The organism is Ruminococcus sp. D54t1_190329_F1, from assembly GCF_015551645.1.
GTDB lineage: Bacteria > Bacillota > Clostridia > Lachnospirales > Lachnospiraceae > Blautia_A > Blautia_A faecis.
Window position 1 is genome coordinate 95699 of record NZ_JADNDC010000005.1, and the last position, 21564, is coordinate 117262.

The 21564-nt window shown below is 44.7% G+C and carries 14 protein-coding genes and 1 other RNA gene; 3 read left to right on the top strand and 12 right to left on the bottom strand.

Annotated elements, in window-relative coordinates:
• Positions 1–146 precede the first annotated feature (146 nt).
• The 6 genes from I2D69_RS03380 to I2D69_RS03405 all read right to left on the bottom strand — a co-directional run bounded on the left by I2D69_RS03380 (position 147) and on the right by I2D69_RS03405 (position 12387).
• On the bottom strand, positions 147–4106 hold the full coding sequence (locus I2D69_RS03380) for an Ig-like domain-containing protein (RefSeq protein ID WP_195379397.1): 3960 nt from the start codon (positions 4104–4106) through the stop codon (positions 147–149).
• A 194-nt stretch (positions 4107–4300) separates the two neighbouring features.
• Positions 4301–6460 (bottom strand): RNA degradosome polyphosphate kinase, encoded by a 2160-nt coding sequence (locus I2D69_RS03385; RefSeq protein WP_195379398.1) that lies wholly within the window; start codon positions 6458–6460, stop codon positions 4301–4303.
• 11 nt (positions 6461–6471) lie between these two features.
• Positions 6472–8007: an HD domain-containing protein gene (locus tag I2D69_RS03390; protein WP_195379399.1), complete on the bottom strand. Its 1536-nt coding sequence runs from the start codon at positions 8005–8007 to the stop codon at positions 6472–6474.
• 211 nt (positions 8008–8218) lie between these two features.
• Positions 8219–9529 carry an ATP-binding protein gene (locus tag I2D69_RS03395; protein ID WP_195379400.1) on the bottom strand — a complete coding sequence of 437 codons (1311 nt, stop codon included), beginning with the start codon at positions 9527–9529 and terminating at the stop codon, positions 8219–8221.
• A 305-nt stretch (positions 9530–9834) separates the two neighbouring features.
• Positions 9835–10965, bottom strand: a complete 1131-nt coding sequence (gene pheA / locus I2D69_RS03400; RefSeq protein ID WP_173771832.1) for a prephenate dehydratase — start codon at positions 10963–10965, stop codon at positions 9835–9837.
• Between the two features lie 129 nt (positions 10966–11094).
• The gene (locus tag I2D69_RS03405; protein WP_173735392.1) at positions 11095–12387 is read right to left on the bottom strand and encodes a folylpolyglutamate synthase/dihydrofolate synthase family protein; all 1293 of its coding nucleotides are present in this window, start codon (positions 12385–12387) and stop codon (positions 11095–11097) included.
• 114 nt (positions 12388–12501) lie between these two features.
• Here I2D69_RS03405 and I2D69_RS03410 point away from each other — a divergent pair, with 114 nt between their 5' ends.
• The 3 genes from I2D69_RS03410 (at position 12502) to I2D69_RS03420 (ending at position 14379) form a co-directional block, all read left to right on the top strand.
• Positions 12502–12891, top strand: coding sequence for a hypothetical protein (locus tag I2D69_RS03410; RefSeq protein WP_118578700.1), 390 nt, complete (start codon positions 12502–12504; stop codon positions 12889–12891).
• Positions 12892–13024: 133 nt separating this feature from the next.
• A complete protein-coding gene (pyrB, locus tag I2D69_RS03415; protein WP_195379401.1) occupies positions 13025–13948 on the top strand; it encodes an aspartate carbamoyltransferase in 924 nt (307 codons plus the stop codon).
• Positions 13942–14379 carry an aspartate carbamoyltransferase regulatory subunit gene (locus I2D69_RS03420; protein WP_118578704.1) on the top strand — a complete coding sequence of 146 codons (438 nt, stop codon included), beginning with the start codon at positions 13942–13944 and terminating at the stop codon, positions 14377–14379. Before pyrB ends, I2D69_RS03420 begins: the two co-directional genes overlap by 7 nt.
• A gap of 257 nt (positions 14380–14636) precedes the next feature.
• Here the strand turns inward: I2D69_RS03420 and rnpB are convergent.
• The 6 genes from rnpB to dnaG form a co-directional block, all read right to left on the bottom strand.
• An RNA gene (gene rnpB, locus I2D69_RS03425) (RNase P RNA component class A) lies at positions 14637–14988 on the bottom strand.
• 136 nt (positions 14989–15124) lie between these two features.
• Positions 15125–16789, bottom strand: coding sequence for a nucleoside kinase (locus tag I2D69_RS03430; protein ID WP_195379402.1), 1665 nt, complete (start codon positions 16787–16789; stop codon positions 15125–15127).
• A 137-nt stretch (positions 16790–16926) separates the two neighbouring features.
• Positions 16927–17709 carry a Nif3-like dinuclear metal center hexameric protein gene (locus I2D69_RS03435; RefSeq protein ID WP_173718764.1) on the bottom strand — a complete coding sequence of 261 codons (783 nt, stop codon included), beginning with the start codon at positions 17707–17709 and terminating at the stop codon, positions 16927–16929.
• Complete coding sequence (locus I2D69_RS03440) at positions 17699–18496, bottom strand: class I SAM-dependent methyltransferase (RefSeq protein ID WP_195379403.1); 798 nt, start codon at positions 18494–18496, stop codon at positions 17699–17701. Before I2D69_RS03440 ends, I2D69_RS03435 begins: the two co-directional genes overlap by 11 nt.
• Positions 18497–18506: 10 nt before the next feature.
• Complete coding sequence (gene rpoD / locus I2D69_RS03445) at positions 18507–19634, bottom strand: RNA polymerase sigma factor RpoD (RefSeq protein ID WP_118578714.1); 1128 nt, start codon at positions 19632–19634, stop codon at positions 18507–18509.
• 38 nt (positions 19635–19672) lie between these two features.
• Entirely contained in the window at positions 19673–21466 is a 1794-nt protein-coding gene (gene dnaG, locus I2D69_RS03450) for a DNA primase (protein WP_173716358.1), read from the bottom strand.
• Positions 21467–21564 lie beyond the last annotated feature (98 nt).

Sequence of the window (21564 nt, forward strand, 5' to 3'; positions counted from 1 at the left end):
TGATTCGGGAGTTTTTTGTTGTCTGAATATATTCCTGCCTGGGTTATGCCTTCTCTTTTTGTGCAAAAAGGCGCCGCAAAGCGACTTTTTTCGTCAACCTTGCGGCGTCCGGATTCAGACCTTAGACAGTCAGAATCTTAATTTTTTTACTGAAAATCCTCGAACGCAAGTGCATCGGCGTCAGCTTCTGCATTTTCTTCTGTGCTTTCCTCGAAGCCACCCTCTGCTGTGAAGCCATCCGCTTCTGGAGCAGTTTCGCTTTCTTCTACGAAGCTTTCGTCACCAAATGTGGCTGCTTCGGTGTCGGCTGCTGTGGTTTCGTCGGCGAAGCCTTCGGCTTCCTGCTCAGAAAGGGTATCTGTATTATCGTTATCCTCTTCCTCTAATACAACTTTAAAGCTGAATGTATATGGCAAATCACTCATATCCTGGCTTACGCTGATGTAATAGGTTCTACCAGCTTCCATATAAATACCACTCAGGTAGTTAGACCATGTATTAGCCCGAAGCGCTCCCTCTTCATACAGATTAATTGTTATGTCGAGCTCTGTTCTGTCCGGATCTCCGATTGTATAGTATCCTGTTATTTCCGGAGTAAACGCATAATACTGAACCTGTCCGTCATCCAGCGTAACTTCGTATTCTGTTCCATTCTCAGGGGCAGGTGCTTCCACCTTAACATACTCTACAGAATATGTGTCAGAAACATTATACTTTGTATTTGTCACAACAACAGACTCTACAATACCCTGTTCATTTTTAACAACTTCTGTTGTTCTGTCAGTATATTCACGCATCACAACATCTGTTAATGCTTCTTCAGTTCCTGTTATTGTGATAACTTTTTCATATGTATCTACATAAGAACAAATAATACCTTTTCCACTGATATTTCCATTCATAGGGCTTGTAATATTTGTATCCTTATTGTAGGAAACGCGATACTCATATGAGTCACCATCTTTGTTCATAGTAATAACTGCCGCATAGTCTTCCGCATTCCAATTAATACTATAGGTAATTCCCTCTGAAACAGTTACTGTAAATTCAGGTATAGAATCAGCAACACCACTCAGATAAATATAGCCATATTTTGCATCACAACTTACAGAAACATCCGTAATCAATTCGCCAACAATATCGTCTTCTGTAAGTCTGAATATACTTGACAAATCAATATCATAATATAATTTCCATATTCTGGAAATACCACTTACAGTATTGGTAACTGTGATTACTTTTATATAATCCTGTCCGGAAACATCTTCGCTCCGAACCTCAAGAGGATCATCAGATGTATTCGTAAATGCTACTTCAATTTCTCCTGGAGTATTATTTACTCCCATTATACGAATTCCATTTACAATATAATGATCTTCATCCCCTATAGTTTCCCAATCAACATATTCGCCATCAAGTTTTACATTCTCAATAGTTCCCACGCTCTGAATATCGTTCTTGATCTCTTCAAGTTTCTGAATCATCGCCCGAATATCATCCATGTTTTCAGCGTTATCCGCCAGATTTTCAGCTTCTGCGAGAACTGTTTTCATGTTTGCTTTATACGCATTGTCTGCAAGCACGAAATCATAATCCTGAATGTCACTAATCTTACGGCTTAAACTGTCTCGCAGCACTTCTGCCTCAGACATTCCAACAGTACTGCTTCCATCATTCGGCCAATAACCAACTGTATTAACACTGGTTACTCTGCCTGTAACAGAATCATAATCGCATACATGCCACAGATTTCCAGACTGACCTGTCGGTACACTAAACGTATTCAGAAGAGTGCTTCCCCTGTAAACCGTAACGATCGCACCAGACTTATCAGACATATTCTTGCTCTCTTCATCTTCCTGATCTGAAAAATCATAAATGTAGAAACGATAGGTTCCTGCGGTCTGTTTGTAAATGGTTGTTGTTTCCGGGCCTTCCCAGCTTACATCATCTACATCCAGATCTGCATATTTTACATAACCGTCTTCGTCATCATATTCTTCATATGTCTTATCACTGTAATAAGTATGGAAGTTTCCAATTCCTTTTACTCTCGGTCCTACCAGATGAGAATCCAGGTCAGACGGTGCACCTGACTCTTCATCACCCCATCTTAAGACGAAACGGATCTGGTCATCATTGATGATTCTTGTAACAGAGAAAGTCTTGGTTATAGTCTGTCCAGCTGTTACAGTTACACTAAACGGTGCTGCTACAATTTCAGATTTCTCATCAGCCGATACTACCTGAATGGTATAGGAGCCAATCGGAAGCTCTTCAATTGCACATTTTCCACTTGCAGAAGCCTCTACTGCAATCTCTTTCAAAATGTTACCGGATACGTTATTTGCTCCTTCACGAATCTCCAGGGCAACTGCATAATCAATAGCATCTCCGGTTGCTGCATCTACAAGAGTAAGTTCAATATTACCAGTTGCATCATCTTCACCTGCAACAAGTTCTACCTGTTCGTTGCTGAATGCATTTTCATAAGCACTTGTGATTTCTACAGTCTGAAGTACTGTGCGATATCCTTCCGCCTTCACTACAAACCAGTAATTTCCCCATTCTGCTTCAAACGCGTATGTTCCATCTTCAGCGGTATCTGCTACTTTATTTTCTTCTGTCAGGTACTGGGAAACATTTCCTTTGTTGATTCCTGCCGCATAGTTTAACAGGTATACAGAAGCACCAGCAAACGGTGCCTTGTCCTCTGCCGTTACTACTTTACCACTTACAGAAACCTTATTAACTTTTACAGTTTCATCTTTCTCTGCCACTACAGTATCCAGAATCTTACCAGAATCAGAATCTTTTACCGGTACTTTTCCAAGACCCTTTACATCTGGAATGTTGGCTGCATCTGATACGGTCGCAGTTGTATTTTCTGCACCTGCATTCAGAGTCAGTTCAACCTTGCTCTCAGCTTTCAGGTTCAGGTTCTGGCTGGTGGAAATAGTACTTCCGCCTGCTGAAGCTGTACTGGTAACAGGGATTGCTGCTGCGGTGTTTTTGCCGGATACATTTACATCTGCCTTTGTGGACAGGGTAAGTTCGGATACAGTTCCGTTATTTACCAGATCAAGCTTTGGTGCTTCGGACTCACCTTTGTTTACTTCGATGTTTGCGCTTGCGCCTTCATCAATTGCCACACGTCCGGTTGCTGCCTGGAATATAATGTTATTGCCAGTTGCTTTCTCAATAAAGGTATTGGATGCAATTGCTTTGATTACAATTTCTTTGAAATTACCATTGTTGACAACTTCGCCGTTTGGTGCATTTACTACAAGTGTTAAATCAGACTTGTCTTCCTTTGGAATTTCGAAGCTGCTTGCTCCACTCTGCTCAATTACTACTTCTTTCAGATCCGGATTAGAAGAAGCGAGTGCTGCATTCAGTTCAGCCTGAGTGGAAACCACCTGCTGAGTAATTGGAGTAGGGGTTGGAGTTGCAGTTGGTGCCGGGGTTGCAGTCGGCACTGGAGTCGCGGTTGGTGCCGGAGTTGCAGTTGGCACCGGAGTTGCGGTTGGTGCCGGAGTCGCAGTTGGCACTGGAGTTGCGGTTGGTGCCGGGGTTGCAGTTGGGGCTACGTTGACAGTTACTGTGCATTTGTAGCTTTTTCCATTCGCACCCTTAAATGTAACGGTACATTTTCCTGTCTTTTTACCTGTGATCACACCTTTTTTGGTAACAGTCGCAACTTTCTTATTACTGCTGGATACAGATTTGATCTTTGTTCCATGCAGCTTTACAGTTGCTTTTGAGCCAACTGTTACATTCAGCTTTTTCTGGCTCAGAGCCGGTGCTTTTACCGTAATCTTACAGGTGTAGGTCTTCTTTCCTACTTTGGCTTTGATCGTAGCCTTACCTTTTTTCACTGCGGTAACTTTACCTTTGCTTACTTTTGCTACTTTTGCATTTGAGCTGGACCATTTTGCTTTTTTACTGGTTCCTGTAACCTTGAGTGTAACTTTTTGGCCTGGATACAGGGTTGCTTTTGCCTTATTCATTTTTACGGCTGCTGCCTGGACCGAAAGGCTCATAGTCAACACCATAACAACCATAAGCAAAAGTGTAGAAAGCTTTTTCCACATTTTCTTACTCATAATGCTCCTCCTTCGTTAAAATATTTTTCCGGTTTACCGTGATAAACTGGACTAATTTAATAATAAAATATTCTTTCTTCTATTTCAAGTACATTTTGGTTAAATTTTGCAAACAAACGAAGGAAGCCTCCGTATTATAATCTCACATCACAATACAGCGGCTTTCCTTATTTTTCCTAATTCACTTCAACTTCTTACTCTTCCACATCCTCCGCCGGTTCTGCCGGGATGAAGACTCTGGAATTTTCATGTTTCTCTTTTTTCTTTAACACTTCTGCTTTCTCAGTGGCTTCCCTGCAGAACTCCATCTGGGAATTAATCAGAAGCTTGCCTCTCTTATCCTGCTTCTCATAGGTTCCATCAGGCTGAAGAATATGAGCTTTCACATTATCACGGAACTCCAGATCCAGAACATGCTTGATCTCATTCTTGATCTGCTCGTCCTCAACCGGGAAAACGATCTCCACGCGGCGGTCCAGGTTACGTGGCATCCAGTCCGCACTTCCCATATAAATCTCGTCGCTGCCATTATTGTGGAAATAAAAGATACGGCTGTGCTCCAGGAAGTTTCCTACGATAGAACGCACATGGATATTCTCGCTCACACCCGGGATTCCCACTCTCAGACAGCAGATGCCTCGGATCAGCAGGTAAATCTGCACGCCACAGGAAGATGCATGATAAAGAGCTGCAATGATCTTCGGATCACAAAGAGAGTTCATCTTCGCTACGATCATAGCCGGCATTCCCTTCTTCGCGTGCTCTGCCTCTCTCTCGATCAGCTTCAGGAAACGATCCTTCATCCAGATTGGTGCCACGATCAGACGATTCCAGTTCTTCGGCTCAGAATATCCGGAAAGCATGTTAAACACTGCAGTTGCATCCTCGCCGAAGCGCTCATCACAGGTAAAAATGCCGCAGTCCGTATAAAGCTTTGCAGTAGAGTCGTTATAGTTACCAGTTGCCAGATGGACATAACGGCGGATTCCGGTATCCTCACGGCGAACCACCAAAGTAATCTTACTGTGTGTTTTCAGGCCAACAAGACCATAAATAACATGACAGCCTGCTTTTTCCAGCATTTTCGCCCACACAATATTATGTTCCTCATCAAAACGTGCTTTCAGCTCTACCAGAACCGAAACCTGTTTGCCATTCTCCGCTGCCTGGGCAAGTGCTGCAATGATCGGGGAATTTCCGCTGACACGGTACAACGTCTGCTTAATCGCAAGTACATCCGGATCCTTTGCCGCCTGGCGCACAAAATTTACCACCGGATCAAAGCTCATGTATGGATGGTGTAAGAACACATCACCCTCACGGATCACCTGGAAAATATCCTTGCTGGTATCTGCAAATGCAGGCACTACAGCAGGGGTATATTTCGGCTCTTTGTACTGATCAAAGCCATCCTGTCCATAAACCTTCATCAGCATGGTAAGGTCCAGTGGTCCGTTAATATAGAAAATATCCTCTTCTTTAATGTCAAATTCCTTTTTCAGAATGCCAAGAAGTCTGGAGTCCGTCTTATCCTCCACTTCCAAGCGGATCACCTCACCCCACTGGCGCTTCTTCAGCTGCTTCTGGATTTCCACCAGAAGATCCTCCGCCCCGTCCTCATCGATGGAAAGATCCGCATTTCTCATAATACGGTAAGGATGTGCACAAACCACATCATATCCAAGGAAAAGCTTGTCAATATTGCGCTCGATAATCTCCTCCAGAAGGATCACAGTAGTGTCCTCTTTATCCCCGGATGGAATAACAACCACACGCGGCAGTACAGACGGCACCTGGACAGTAGCAAATACCAGTACATCCTTGCCCTTTTTCTTATCCTTCTTGGAGATCAAGGCGCCAATATTCAATGTCTTATTTCGAATCAATGGGAAAGGTCTGGAAGAATCCATTGCCATAGGGGTAAGAACCGGATAAACATTATCCTCGAAATAACGGTCCACATACTCCTGCTGTTCTTCGTTTAATTTCTCGTGCTCCATCACCAGATGAAGCCCCACCTTCTCAAGTGCCGGAAGAAGGGAACGGTTCAGAGTGCTGTACTGGGAACGGACGAGTTCATGTGTCTGGACACTGATCTCCTTCAGCTGCTCTTTTGGTCCCATTCCTGCAATATCTGTTTTCTCATAACCAGCATGAACCTGGTCTTTCAGGGAAGCCACACGAACCATGTAAAACTCATCCAGATTGGAAGATACAATGCTGGTAAATTTCAGTCTTTCAAACAATGGCAGACTTTTATCTCTTGCTTCTGAGAGAACACGGTCGTCAAACTTCAGCCAGCTCAACTCCCTGTTCACAAAATACTCCGGTTTTTCAAAATTTTTCAGATCCATTGTGCCCCTCCTCACACTTTTCTCTTACGTCTGAATACCAGACGGATACCAAATACCTCTTCAAAAAATTCAACTTTATCCATAAGAAGTCCAAGCTCCAGGGAGATATCCTGCTCAGAATCAACTGTAAGAAGCAGAGTTCTGTCCTTCAGCATAGCCTTCATATTCTTTACCTTCTGATAATGGCTGCGATCCATAGCATTTGCAATACGAAGGATTGCAGTCAGCTTGGCGATCAGAAGATATACGGAACGATCCATTCCGACCTCTCCTGCGATCTCGCTGTAATAAACAAATTCTGCGGTATTGTAGCGCACCGCATTTGCTATGATCTGACGTTCTTCTGTGGAAAGTCCAATGATCTCCGTAGCCATAATGATCTGATAGGAGCACTCTGCCACATCTCCCATACTGATATATTTGCCACAGTCATGAAGCTGCACTGCGATCTGAAGAAGCAGGCGCTCTCTGTCTCCCATTCCGTGCACTTTCTTCATGTTGTCAAAAATCGCCAGGGCAAGGTCGGTAGTGCCCTTAATATGATCCTTTCCAGTAGAATAACGTTTGGCAATGTTTCTGGCTGCCACCAGAATATCATTTTCAAAATTGTGTGCACTCTTAATAAAATTCTTCTTTTCCCCGAAATCATAGGCAATACCATCAAGAAGAGATACACCTGGCATCCAAAGCGCTTCTGCATTGAAAAGATCCATAAAATCTTTACAGATAACCATAGTTGGCACAATCAAAGCGGCATACTCCGGATCAATATCCATTTCCTCTGACAGTGAAGTCTCGGTCTTATAAACCGTATTCTCATACCGCTTCTCGAACTCAGCCCGTGTAATAATGTTGTCCTGTCTCTCCTCACGGAAAATAGTCTCAGTAAGAAAATCCCCCATAAGGATCAAATTCTTTATCTCTCGGTCTTTCAGATAAAGACGCTTAAACCCGGTCAGGTCATTACGGATAAACTCCTCCACCAGCTGTGCATAATTCGTATTGGTTTTCTCCAGCTCTTTCAGTCGCTGACGGATACGCACGCTTCCCATTTTCAGGCTCTGGGTGGTTACAAGCGCATCTTTGTCAAACAGGGAAATCTGCAGGTTTCCACCACCCACATCCAGAATAGCGGTTCCTTTCTGGATCATTTTCTTAAAACCATTCTCAATGGCCGCAATAGATTTATAGCCCAGAAAATGCTGCTCGGCATTGCTTAAAACCTCCACATGAATTCCGGTTCTTCTGAAAATCTGTTCAATGATAATCAGCGGATTCTTCATCTCACGGAAAACACTTGTGGTACAGGCGCGGTATTCTTTCACACCGTACTCTGCCATGATTCTCTTAAAGTCGTTAAGTACTTCACAAATAGTATCTACCTTATCCACTTCCATGGTTCCGCCGGAATATACCCCTACTCCAAGATTCAGACGATACCGGATATCGTCCACAGTCCGGAAACCACCCTTTTTGGAAAATTCAAAAATTTTCATGGTGATCTCATAGGAACTGATATCAATTGCCGCAAATGTGGTCACTGCCATACGTTTTTCCCTCCTGCCAAGGATTATTTCTTCTATCTGTGCCTGTAAGTCAGACACAAGCAAAAGCTTTTTCTATTGTACTGCCCGCTTTCGCCAAAACCTAGAGCCTGTTTAAAAAATCATTCCCGCAATCTGCACGCCCCACTTTGCGGGAGATTTCACCCGAATTCGGTTGCACAGGTATAAATTTCAGATAATCTCTGGTATTCTTTTACTGTTCCTCACTTGTTCCCAGAACATGATCAATAAACTGCTGCGCCGTTCTTCCAGTGAGACCGCCGTGAGAAAGCTCCCAGGCGTTTGCCTTCATCAGAAGCTCCTCTGCAGGCATTGTAACACCATAGCGCTCTGCAAGTGTAGTAACAATATTCTGGAATTCCTTCTTATTCGGTGCACCAAAATAAATACGCACGCCAAAACGGTAAACCAGAGAAAGCTTCTCCTGCACAGTATCGGAGGAATGCAGATCTTCATCGTCTGCCACCTCCAGCTTATCCCCGGATTTCTCCCGAACAAGATGACGTCTGTTGCTGGTTGCATAGATCAGGATGTTGTCCGGCTTTTTCTCAAGACCGCCCTCGATCACTGCTTTCAGATATTTATATTCGATTTCAAATTCCTCAAAGGAAAGATCATCCATATAAAGAATAAATTTGTAATTACGGTTTTTGATCTGTGCGATCACATCATTCAGATCCTGGAACTGGTGCTTGTACACCTCGATAATACGAAGTCCTTCGTCATAATAACGGTTCAGGATACCTTTGATACTGGAAGATTTACCAGTTCCTGCATCACCAAAAAGCAGGCAGTTGTTGGCCTTTCTTCCTCTTACAAAAGCCTCCGTGTTCTCGATCAGTTTCTGCTTGGGGATTTCATATCCAACCAGATCATCCAGATTCACATGGGCGATTCTGGTAATCGGTGTGATCACCGGCTTGCCATCCTTGCCATGCTCAATACGAAATGCCTTGTTCAATCCCAGCTTACCTACGCCGAAATCTTTGTAGAACTGCACCATATCTGCCATAAACTCTTCCACTGTAGAAGCCTCTGCCAGTGTTTTGCTCATATCACAGATTCTGTCGCAGATACGCTGGTTGTATACCTTGCTGTTACATCCTGTATTCACATAATTACAGAGAAAATCAGCACAGTCTGTTCCAAACGCACTGTCAAAAACAGCAAGATCAAAGTCATAAAGTTCTTTGAAAATCCCAAAATCATGGAGAGCCAGATGGTTAATGCTTCCCTCCACTACCCCTCTGATCTCGGAAGCGGTACTGAATGCATTCTCGTGATTGACAAGAAGCTGTGTCAGATAAGTGTGCCACAGATTCCCGGAAAACCCATACATTCCTGCCATTTCCACCAGGCTTCCTGCCATATGGAAAAATTCCTCTTTCCGATTCTCAAAGCCTTCTTCACCAGCCTCATAGCTGTTCATCAGTGATGTCATTATGTCCAGTACCTCACCGTTGTCGAAATTGCGGTAAAGGATACATTCTTCTGTTCTTGCCATTTTTGTTTCCTCTCAATTCCATGACGCATTTACGTGTCTCTTCTCCCTTTTGCTGCCCGCACAATTCATGGCAGCATACTTTCGGATATACAGGCTCACGCATTTGCACCGTTTTTCATTTTACTTTTCTTATATTAAAAACAGATAAAATTTTCTTAAATTCTTTGGTTAATTTTAACAATAAATGAAATTGCTGCCACTCTCTGCCTTCGCAGCTATAACCGGCTCTAGAGCGTGTTTGAAAAATCATTCCCGCACGCCCCACTTTGCGGGAGATTTTGCAGAAAGCCTTTTTCAAACACACTCTAATAATTGCCCAGAATTTTCAAATAGCTGGTCTCTGCTTCCATGCCCCGCAGTGCATTCTTTACCGCGCTGTCCCGCAGGTTTCCCTCGAAGTCCACGAAGAAACGGTATTCCCAGGTTTTTCCCGGAATAGGCCGGGACTCGATCTTGGTCATATTCAGACCATTATAGATCATATGGGAAAGTACATTGTAAAGAGTTCCGCTTGCATGACGTGCCTCGAAGCATACACTAATCCTGGAGCTGTTGTTCTCATAAACCGGTTTCTTTGCCAGAATAATAAATCTGGTCACATTGCTGTCATTTTTGCAGATATTCTCTGCCAGAACCTTCAGATTATAAATCTCTCCAGCAGCCCTGCTGGCAATTGCGGCGTGAGTCTTATCCTGATCTGCGCTGACCTTTTTGGCCGCTGCGGCGGTGTTGGTTACGGCTGTGGTTTTCCAATCTCTATGCTCTTCCAGATATTCCTTACACTGGGCGAGCCCCTGAGGATGGGAATATACCCCGGCAATATCGGAAAGCTCAGCCTCCTGCAGGCCAAGCAGTACATGCTCAACCTTCAGGATCTGCTCTCCCACGATAAACAGATTATATTCTGTCAAAAGGTCATAAATATCTGCCACAATCCCAGCTGTGGAATTTTCAATAGGAAGGACTGCGTAATCTGCTCTTCCTGCTGCAACTTCTTCCATGGCATCCCGGAACAGCTTCACATGATAGCTCTCAATGTCTTCCTGAAAGTAGGCGCGCATGGCTCCATAGCTGTAGGCGCCCTCTACCCCCTGGAAAACAACAGTCACATTATTTCTGGGAAGCTGCTCCACCATTTGGAAGTCTTCCTTTTCTTTCGGACCATATTCGGTGAGAAGCTGATACTGACGCTTTCTGCTGATGGCCATGATCTGCTGAAAAAGCTCCTGGGCTCCAAGTTCGTTGAACTCACCGTGCGCTTTTTTCCTGATCTCTTCCAGTTTGGCATGCTCTCTCTCCGGATCCAGCACTTTCTTTCCGGTATGGATCTTATACTCTGCAACCTCCTCGCAGACCTTCATCCGCTTCTCAAAAAGTTCCACCATCTGATTGTCAATTTCATCTATTTTTCGTCTGCATTCCTGCAAATCTGTCATATTGTTTTCTCTCCAGTTTTTGTATTTAATCATGCAAATTCAGCTGCTGCACACTTCAATTTCCACAATGTACTGCCATTACTGTTCACTCCGTGACCAGTAACACGCTGCCATTTCAGTACCTGACACTTATCCGACATATTCTTCCACCGCATTTGTAAGCGCTCCAATAAAGGAAAGTGAACCAAATGCCAGAATCACACTGTTCTCGTCATCTCCTGCACAGGAAAATGCCTTTTCTACAGCATCTTTTATACTTTTTGTACTCTCGGCACTGGAATTATATACCCTTGCCGCCTTCGCCAGTTCCTCTGCCGGCAGTGCACGGGGATTATCCGGTGTCTCTATGGTATAGATTTTTTCTGCAAAATGGGCTGTTTTTTCAAGGACAATCTTATATTCCTTGTCTGCAAAAACCCCCATAATATAGATCAGTTTTTTCCCATTAAAATAGTGCCGGACAGATTCTGCCATCTTGTCGGCTGCTCCGGCATTGTGAGCGCCGTCTACAATAAAAAGAGGCTTTTTATTGATAACCGTAAATCTTCCCTTCCAGCTTGTGTGGAGAAGACCGTCCTTCCGCTGTTCCATGGTAGTAGTCCAGCCAAGTCTGTCCAGTTCTTCAAGGGCGTTTAATGCCAGCACTGCATTTTCTTTCTGGTAAACACCGGCAAGGGAAATTGCAAATTTCTCTCCTTTATAAGAAAAGGTCTGACCGAATACGCTCTCTTTTTCCAAAACAGCCTCATCAGGGTCAGATACCACACAGGGTACATGAAGCTTGTTGCAGGTATCTGCAATCACCTGTGCCGCTTCCGGCTTCTGCTTTGTGGTCACAACCAGGCAGCCAGGTTTGATAATTCCCGCCTTCTTCTCTGCGATTTCTCCAAGGGTATTTCCAAGAAATGACATATGATCCATGCTGATAGAAACCAGCACAGCCAGTTTGGTATTCTTCACAATATTGGTGGCATCCAGATTACCGCCCATTCCGGTCTCCAGAAGGACCAGATCACAATTTTCTTCCTTAAAATATAAAAACGCTGCTGCGGTCTCAATCTCAAAAGGGGTGGGATGATTCATGCCAACCGCTGTCATCTGATCAATTGACCTGGAAATTTCTGTCACATACTTTGCAAAATCTTCCTGTGAGATCTTCTCACCGGCAATCTCAAGACGTTCTCTGTAAGAATAAAGAGTTGGAGATATGTATCTGCCCACTTTATAGCCTGCCCGGGTAAGAGTGGTGTATAAATAAGCAATCACGGAACCCTTTCCATTGGTTCCGGCTACGTGAACATAAGGGACTGCATCCTGTGGATTTCCAAGCCTGTCCAGCATTTCACGCATATTATCAAGTCCCAGCACAGAACCGTATTTCGCCGAATCATCGATGTATGCACGGCATTCCTGATAGTTCATAATAAAAGCTCCTCGTTTATCAAATATCTTTTTCTCTCCATTATAACCTTGCAGCATAAATTTAGCAAGAATGGGAATGTTATTTTTATCATTTTACCCAAGGAGACCAAGCATATGAAAAAATACCCTTTTCTCTTCTGTGGTTTTACTGGCCTGTGTCTGGAGATTCTCTGGACCGGGCTCCATTCCCTGCTCCGGGGAGATGCTTCCATGAAAGGCACTACCTCTCTTCTTATGTTCCCCATTTATGGCTGTGCATCCCTGATTCTGCCTGTATACAAAAAGCTGAAAAGCCTTCCGGCACTTCTGCGCGGCTCCCTTTATACTGCCGGATTTTACCTGGCAGAATTTACCAGCGGTTCTATCCTGCAGGCTTTTCACATGTGCCCCTGGGACTATTCCGGAGTGCCCCATCAGTACAAAGGAATCATCCGTCTGGACTATCTCCCGGTCTGGTTTCTCACTGGACTGTTTTTCGAAAAAATACTTACAAAATCTTCTTGAAAAATCATTCCAAGTAGTATATGATAGGTCGAAGAGATTTTGCGTTACCACTCACAGAAGATCCTTTTTGAAAGAGTTTTCGTGAACCGTAACACTCTACCCCAAAACCACACACTCATAACGGAGGTATATCATGAGACACTTAATGAGTCCGCTGGACCTTAGTGTTCCGGAGCTTGAGAAGCTTCTGGATCTTGCCAGCGATATTGAGAAAAACCCCAAAAAATACGCACATACCTGTGACGACAAACGGCTTGCCACACTTTTCTATGAGCCAAGTACCCGTACCCGTCTCAGTTTTGAAGCTGCTATGATGAACCTTGGCGGTAAGGTTCTTGGTTTCTCATCTGCAGATTCCAGTTCCGCAGCGAAAGGGGAAACTGTTGCCGATACCATTCGTGTTGTTTCCTGCTATGCAGATATCTGTGCTATGCGTCATCCCAAAGAAGGTGCTCCGCTGGTAGCTTCTATGGTTTCTAATATTCCTGTTATCAATGCCGGTGACGGTGGTCATCAGCATCCAACCCAGACTCTTACAGACTTACTTACCATCCGTTCCTTAAAGGGACGTCTTGACAACATTACCATCGGTCTGTGCGGAGATCTGAAATTCGGACGTACCGTTCACTCTCTGATCGAGGCGCTGGTTCGCTACAACAATGTTAAATTCGTACTGATTTCTCCGGAAGAGCTTCGTATTCCCAGCTATATCCGTGAAGACGTACTGAAGAAGAACAACATCGAGTTCATAGAAGTAGAACGTCTGGAGGATGCAATTCCGGAGCTTGACATTCTTTACATGACACGTGTTCAGAAAGAGCGTTTCTTCAATGAGGAAGACTATGTTCGTATGAAGGATTTCTACATACTGGACAAGCAGAAGCTTTCCCTTGCAAAGGATGACATGTACATTCTTCATCCGCTTCCTCGTGTTAACGAAATTTCTGTTGAAGTGGACAGCGATCCGAGAGCTGCATACTTTAAACAGGCCCAGTACGGTGTATATGTTCGTATGGCCCTGATTCTTACATTATTGGAGGTGGAACTGCCATGTTAAATGTTGGAGCACTTCGTGAAGGTTTCGTATTAGACCATATCAAAGCCGGCAAGGCTATGACTATTTATCATGACCTGAAGCTTGACAAGCTTGATTGTACCGTTGCGATCATCAAGAACGCAAAGAGTAATAAGATGGGCAAAAAGGACATCATCAAGGTTGAGTGCCCGATTGAAGATCTGGATCTGGATATCCTTGGTTTCATTGATCACAATATCACCGTAAATATTATTAAAGATGAGAAGATTGTTGAGAAAAAAGACCTTCGTCTTCCGAAGCAGGTTGTAAACGTAATCAGATGTAAGAATCCCCGCTGCATCACTTCCATTGAGCAGGGACTGGATCAGGTGTTTGTTCTGGCAGATGAGGAGAATGAGGTTTACAGATGTAAATATTGTGAGGAGAAATACTCCGGTCACAGAAATAAGTAAGTTGTCTCTGTAAATTATTGGTTTTTATAACAATATTGATATTTTATTGTGGAAGCTGAATACAGCTTCCACTTTTTTGTAACAGAAAATTCCGGTGAAATTTCCTGTCCATCTGGTCGCATCCTCGCGGAGCGTTTTTTGCTTTATCGGAACATTACGGAGTAATTTCCTATAAAGCAAAAAACCTGAGAAAATCCAGCAGAACTGAATCTTCCCAGGTTAAATATCATATTGTATGATACAATCCGATTCTTAAATACGCAAGCAGACCGATAAGCCGGGTTATGTCGTTGAGTGATCATCTGTCTAGGCCTTCCGTTGCCGAAAGGCTCAAGCGACCTACCTGAAAGCACGACGGGCCGCCGTATCGCTTTCTGCTCGGTCTTGCTTCGAATGGAGTTTACATGTGCCCGGCCTGTTACCAGGACGGCGGTAGTCTCTTACACTGCCTTTCCACCCTTACCATGGCAAGCCATGGCGGTTTATTTCTGTTGCACTGGTCTGGGAGTCGCCTCCACCGGACGTTATCCGGCATCCTGCCCTGTGAAGCCCGGACTTTCCTCGTCTGAACCCTTTCGTCTGTCCAGCCGCGATCACCTGGCCTGCTTGCGCAAGTGCTATTTTAACATTATTGCTTTAAGATGTAAAGCACTATTTCTCATTTCTTCCTGCCGTATAACCTGTTAAGGTTGCGGTAAACGGAGTAAACAGTAACCCTCAATTTCTTACAAGCACATCTGCATCATCAGGTGTTAAAACAGCTTCCCCCTATAAATTCTCTTAACAGGGAATTATTAGGCACTTCCTCGCTTGGCACAGCTACAAAATAATCAAAAAATTTCAGCAGCCTGTTTGCCTCCAGATATTCCGGCTCCTCTTTGGAAATTCCGAAGAGAAGAGGCTCTGCGTATACCTTCAGACATGCCAGTTCATAGATCAGTGCCGAGTTAAACATAACATCCGCTTCTTCCTGGTATGGAAAAATATTTTTCTCCTCGCCGCGTCTTACAGAGGGCCATCTTGCAATGGTCTCGCTGGCTGAGGTTCCTCTGGTTCTTGCATCCCGGACGATTCTGCGGATCAATCTGCCGTCCGTGGTAGGAATCCGGTTGTGTTCATCAATGTTCAGCTGGGTGAGGGCACTGATATAGATTTTGAACTTACTCTCCTTCGGAAGCGCGTAGCTTAATTTGTCGTTCAGGCCGTGGATTCCCTCAATAACAAGGATGTCTTCCTTCCCTAGCTGGAGAAAATCGCCTTTATATTCTCTCTGCCCGGTCTTGAAGTTGAACACCGGAAGTTCTATTCTCTCTCCATTAAGAAGTGCCAGCATATCTTTGTTGAACTGCTCCACATCAATGGCTTCCAGACACTCGTAATCCTTTTCCCCGAATTCATCCAGCGGGGTATGCTCTCTGTTTACAAAATAATTGTCAACAGCAATGGGATGTGGCTTCATTCCATGTGCCGCCAGCTGAATGGAAAGCCTGTGGGAAAAGGTAGTCTTGCCAGAGGAGGACGGACCGGCGATCATAACGAACTTCTTGTTTCCGGCCTCCACAATCTGCTCTGCAATTCTGGCAATTCCAGACTCCTGGATTGCCTCCTGCATAAGAAGGATCTTCTGTATTCCCTGGGAAACGATCTGGTCATTCAGTTCACCTACTGTGGAGATTTCCAGCTTTCTGCCCCACTCTTCAGAATCCTTCTGCACCTGGAAGATCTTCTCCTGGGGCTGGAATTCCGGAAGCACATCCGGAGTCTTAGCCTCCGGCAGAATCAGCACAAAGCCTTCATCATACAGCTTCAGGTCAAAATATGGCACATAGCCGGTATCGTAAGCCATTGCCCCGTAAAAATAGTCCTCGAAATTCTCTATGCTGTAAATATTCACCCTGGAAACCCTGCGATAGCGGAACAGCTTCTCTTTATCATACATTCTGTGATGATGAAAAAGCGCAATTGCTTCATCCGTTCCTACACTTCGTTTCTTCACCGGGATTTTCTGCTTCACCAGCTCTGTCATCCGCTTCTTTACCTGGTCAAGAAATGCCTGATCCAGCTTCTGTTCTCCTTCCATGGTAAAGTAAAAACCGCTTCCTACAGAATAATGAAGCACCACTTTATCTACTTTTTCTTTGCCTGCAAGATCGTAAATTGCCTTTAAAAGCACCAGACATGCAGTTCGCTTATAGGTTTTATTTCCAATGCTGTCTTTTGTGGTGACCAGCCGGACTTCACCGTCCCGTTCCGCTTTTTTATGAAGCTCACAGATCTTGCCTCCTGCAATTACAAGAATAACAGGGGCCGGGCTGGTCTTTTCGTACTCTTTTACAACTTCTTTATAGGTAATTCCCATGGGAAACTCTCTGGTTTCCCCATTGATTGTAAGTTTCACTGCATGATCCATAAAATCTCCTTTTCTGATCCGAAAGATCAATTAGGCTAAACATAAATCACATTTTCCAAAACCAGACAATATTATTCTGACAACTCATTTTATCTCCAGACAGACGTCATCTCGCCCATCCACAACAAGTCTCACCCTTATAATATCGTATACGGGCTTCTCACCTTTGCGCAGCTGACTGTAAGCTCCGGAAACGCTTTTGCCAGTCTTTCCTTCATATCTTCCATAAAAATATATTCCGTACCGTAATGACCTGCGTCAATGATTGCAAGCCCCTGGGCTACGGTATCAATTCCGGTATGATGGTCAATATCACCTGTCACATATACATCAGCCCCGGCTGCAAGCACATCCTGGATCATGCTTTTACCAGAACCGGTACATACGGCAGCCGTTTTCACAGTCTGTTCCAGATTTCCGTACACTTTCACATCTGAAAGCTTCAGATTCTTTTTTACAAGAAGGGCGTACTCCTTTAAAGTCATCTCACAAGGCAGATTTCCCACACGTCCAAAGCCAATGGGCTCCCCGTCTTTTTCCCCGGTAGCACAAAGTACCTTCGTATCTGACAGTTCCAGATATCCGGCACTTAAATCTGCCATTCCCAGAATATCATAGTTGGTGTGCATTGCATAATAAGATATTCCATGGCGCACCAGACTGATAATCTTCCGTCCTGTAAAGCTGTGATTATTGATCTTCTTAATACCGGAAAAAATCATAGGATGATGGGTAACGATCATGTCAGCGCCAGCCCGGATAGCCTCGTCTAACACTGTTTCGGTAAGATCAAGGGCAAGAAAGACATGTTTTACCTCACTCTCGTCATCTCCTGTAAGGAGTCCCACATTATCCCAGTCTTCTGCAACTGCTGCAGGAAAATTTCCTCCCAGCCAGTCTGTCAGTTCTTTAACCTTCATATTCTGCCAACGCAGCAGCGATCAGCTGCGCCTCCTCCTTTACTTCCAAAATGCGGGCAGTAACTGCCTCTGCCTTCGGTGCCGTTTCCAATTGTTCCAGAATCTGGGAGCGGATCCGGGATTCCCGCTGAAGATAACGAAAAAGCACCGGGTTCCTTTCCTGAAGAAGATATTTGCCGAAGGCCTCCTCCAAGGTGTAAGCAGCTGGATTCTCCGGCATTTCTGCCCATTCATCAGCATGCAGTTTCTCAGAAGAAGCGGCTTTCACAGACGTATTTTTTGTGAAAGAATCCACGTTAGGTTTCAAACAGGCTCCAGGCACCACCCGCATCATAGGATAAAATTTCCCATCCTCTTCTACCATTTTCTCTTCCGTGATTTCCCAGCCTTCGTACTGAATAAATCTGCGAAAATGGGGAATGTCGGACTGTGGCTGTAAAATCAGCTCAGAGAAAGAATTTCTCACAGACCTGCCATCTGTGAGAATCCTTTCCATAAGGGGACCGCCCATACCTGCGATCACAAGGGTGTCACCCTCTCCGGCTTTCAATCCTTCAAGTCCGTCTGAGAGCCGGGTCTGTATGTATTCCTCCAGTCCATACAGCCGGATATGTTCCTGTGCCCTGGAAAGGGGACCTTTTCGCACATCCATTGCAATGGCGGATGGAATTTTTTTCTGCTGTATCAGGTATACCGGCAGATATCCATGATCGCATCCCACATCTACCAGCCGGTTTCCTTCTGTCACCAGGTCTGCGATTGCAGACAGTCGTAAGGATAACTGCATAGCCCTCTCCTTAATCCAGGTAATCCTTCAGCTTGCGGCTGCGGCTTGGATGGCGGAGCTTACGAAGAGCCTTTGCCTCAATCTGACGGATACGCTCTCTGGTTACATTAAACTCCTTACCAACTTCCTCAAGAGTTCTTGCACGTCCATCATCAAGTCCGAAACGAAGGCGGAGAACCTTCTGTTCTCTCTCAGTAAGAGTGCCAAGAACCTCCACCAGCTGTTCCTTCAAAAGTGTAAATGCTGCTGCGTCAGCCGGAACCGGAACATTATCATCCTGGATGAAATCTCCAAGATGGCTGTCCTCCTCTTCACCAATAGGGGTCTCCAGGGAAACCGGCTCCTGGGAAATCTTCAGGATCTCACGCACACGGTCAACCGGCATGTCCATCTCTTCCGCGATTTCCTCCGGAGTAGGTTCACGTCCAAGCTCCTGGAGTAACTGTCTGGAAACGCGGATCAGCTTGTTGATCGTCTCAACCATATGCACCGGAATACGGATGGTACGCGCCTGGTCTGCAATGGCTCTTGTGATAGCCTGACGGATCCACCAGGTAGCATAGGTACTGAACTTGTAACCCTTTCGGTAATCAAATTTTTCAACAGCCTTGATAAGGCCCAGGTTACCTTCCTGAATCAAATCCAGAAAAAGCATTCCACGTCCTACATAACGCTTTGCAATGCTGACAACAAGACGAAGGTTGGCTTCTGCCAGACGCTTCTTGGCATTTTCGTCACCCTGTTCCATTTTCTTTGCAAGCTCGATTTCTTCTTCTGCTGAAAGAAGCGGAACTTTACCGATTTCTTTCAGATACATACGAACCGGATCCTCAATGCTCACACCCTCCGGAACAGAAAGATCGATCTTGTCCAGCTCTACTTCTTCCTCATCGTCCAGACCATCAATATCCATGTCATCGTCCAGCATAAGGTCATCTGCACTGTTCTCTGTGATACGCAGCACATCTACTCCGCTTGCCTCAAGGAAATCGAAGATCTTGTCCATCTGTTCCGCATCCAGTGGCTGGTCTTTGAAATAATCACTGATTTCCTGATATTCCAGTACATTTTTCTTCTTTTTTGCAAGCTCCAGAAGTCCCACCAGTTTCTCACTGAATTTGCCCATATTCATTTCCATAGGTACTCTAACCTCCATATAGTGTTAATATTTTATCCTTATTCAAAAGAAATATGCAATTGCTGCCTTTTTCTTCCAAGCTCCTCCAAATTCTTCTTGGCCTTTACAAGTTCCTGTAAAGCCCCCATATCTGCAGGATCCCAGTTTTTATTTTTCTCCGCCAGACTCTCCTGCTTAATGCGGATCAAAGCATCGGAAAATGCTCTCTGCTGTTCCTCCTTTGTCTCAAGGTGGATCGTGGCATTAAAGAGAGAGGCCACTTCTTTCTGCTCTTCACTGTCTGTAAAAGCATTCAGAAGTCTGGCCGGATTCACATCTCCCTCTTCGTGCTGCTTCCAGAGCATTTCTGCCACCTCTTTATAAAGAGGAACTACAAAATCTGAAGGGGAAAGATATTTCTCCACAGTGTCAAAGATTGCCGGATAGGTAACCAGCCAGGTAAGCATCAGCTTCTGGGATTTATCTGCCGCGCTCTCCTTTTTTCTCATCGGAGAGCCGCCGGATTTTGGCTGAATGCGCTTCTCCGCAGGCGTACCCTTCAGAGCAAGGGTATTTACACGCTTCCGAAGGTCTTCCACACTGATTCCATACCTGCGGTATTCTTTTACAATTGCTTCAATATACAGATTCCGCTCCAGTTCATCAGAAAGTTCCAGAAGATACTGAGCACACCGCTCAAAAAAGCGGTTCTGTCCCTGAGGCTCATCCATGGGAAAATCACCGGAAGCAATACTTACCCGGAACATAAAGCTGTCCGTAGCTTCTTCTAGCCTTTTCTCAAAGGCCTCTGCTCCTTCTGCTTTGATAAATTCATCAGGGTCCTTGTGAGGCCGTAAATTCACCACTCTGGAATTCACGCCGGCTTCCCGGAGAATGGGAATTGCTCGCAAGGCGGCTTTTACACCAGCTTCATCACTATCGTAAAGAAGAAGTACTTCCTGTGTATACCTCTTCACCAGACTGGCATGTCCGGATGTAAGTGCCGTTCCCAGGGACGCCACTGCATTGGTAAATCCTGCCTGATGCATGGAGATTACATCCATGTAGCCCTCGCACAGGATCAGGTAATTTTTCCTGGTGGTTCTGGCTATATTCAATCCGTACAGATTACGGCTCTTGTCAAAAATACGGGTCTCCGGCGAATTCAGGTACTTGGGCTTGCCGTCTCCCATCACCCGCCCGCCAAATCCAATCACCCTGTTATTAACATCCATGATTGGAAAAATAACACGGTTCCAGAATTTGTCATACATGCCCTGGCGTTCATCCACATTGAAAAGGCCGGATTCCCGAAGAAGTTCATCACTGTAATTCTGGGATTTCAGGTATTTATACAGGTCATCACTGTACTTGTCTGAATACCCCAGGCCGAATTTCCTGATCGTCTCTTCGCTGAGACCTCTGCCTGTAAGATAATCGTGGGCATTTTTTCCACCTTCACGGCGCAGCTGGTAATAAAAATACTGAGCCGCTTTCTTATTGATCTCAAGCAAGGCTGCGCGCTTCTCCGCTTTCGCCCTTGCCTCCTTGGAATATTCGATCTTGGGAAGTTCCACTCCGGCACGCTCTGCCAGATGGGAAAGTGCTTCTCCAAATGAATAATTCTCATATTGCATTACAAAATTGTATACATTTCCTCCAGCTCCGCAGCCGAAGCAGTAATACATCTGCTTAGACGGCGTTACGGAAAAGGAAGGGGTCTTCTCATTATGAAAAGGACACAGACCAAAATAGGAGCTTCCTCTTCTGGTCAGTCTTACATACTGGGATATCACGTCTACAATATCATTTTTCATTCGCACTTCTTCAATGATATCGTCGGAATAGCGCATGCTTATCCTCCTTTGATTTAATATGCCGCATATCCAAGAAAATGCGACATCTTTCGCGTAAACAAATATTATATCTCATTGCAAGAGTTTTGTCCACG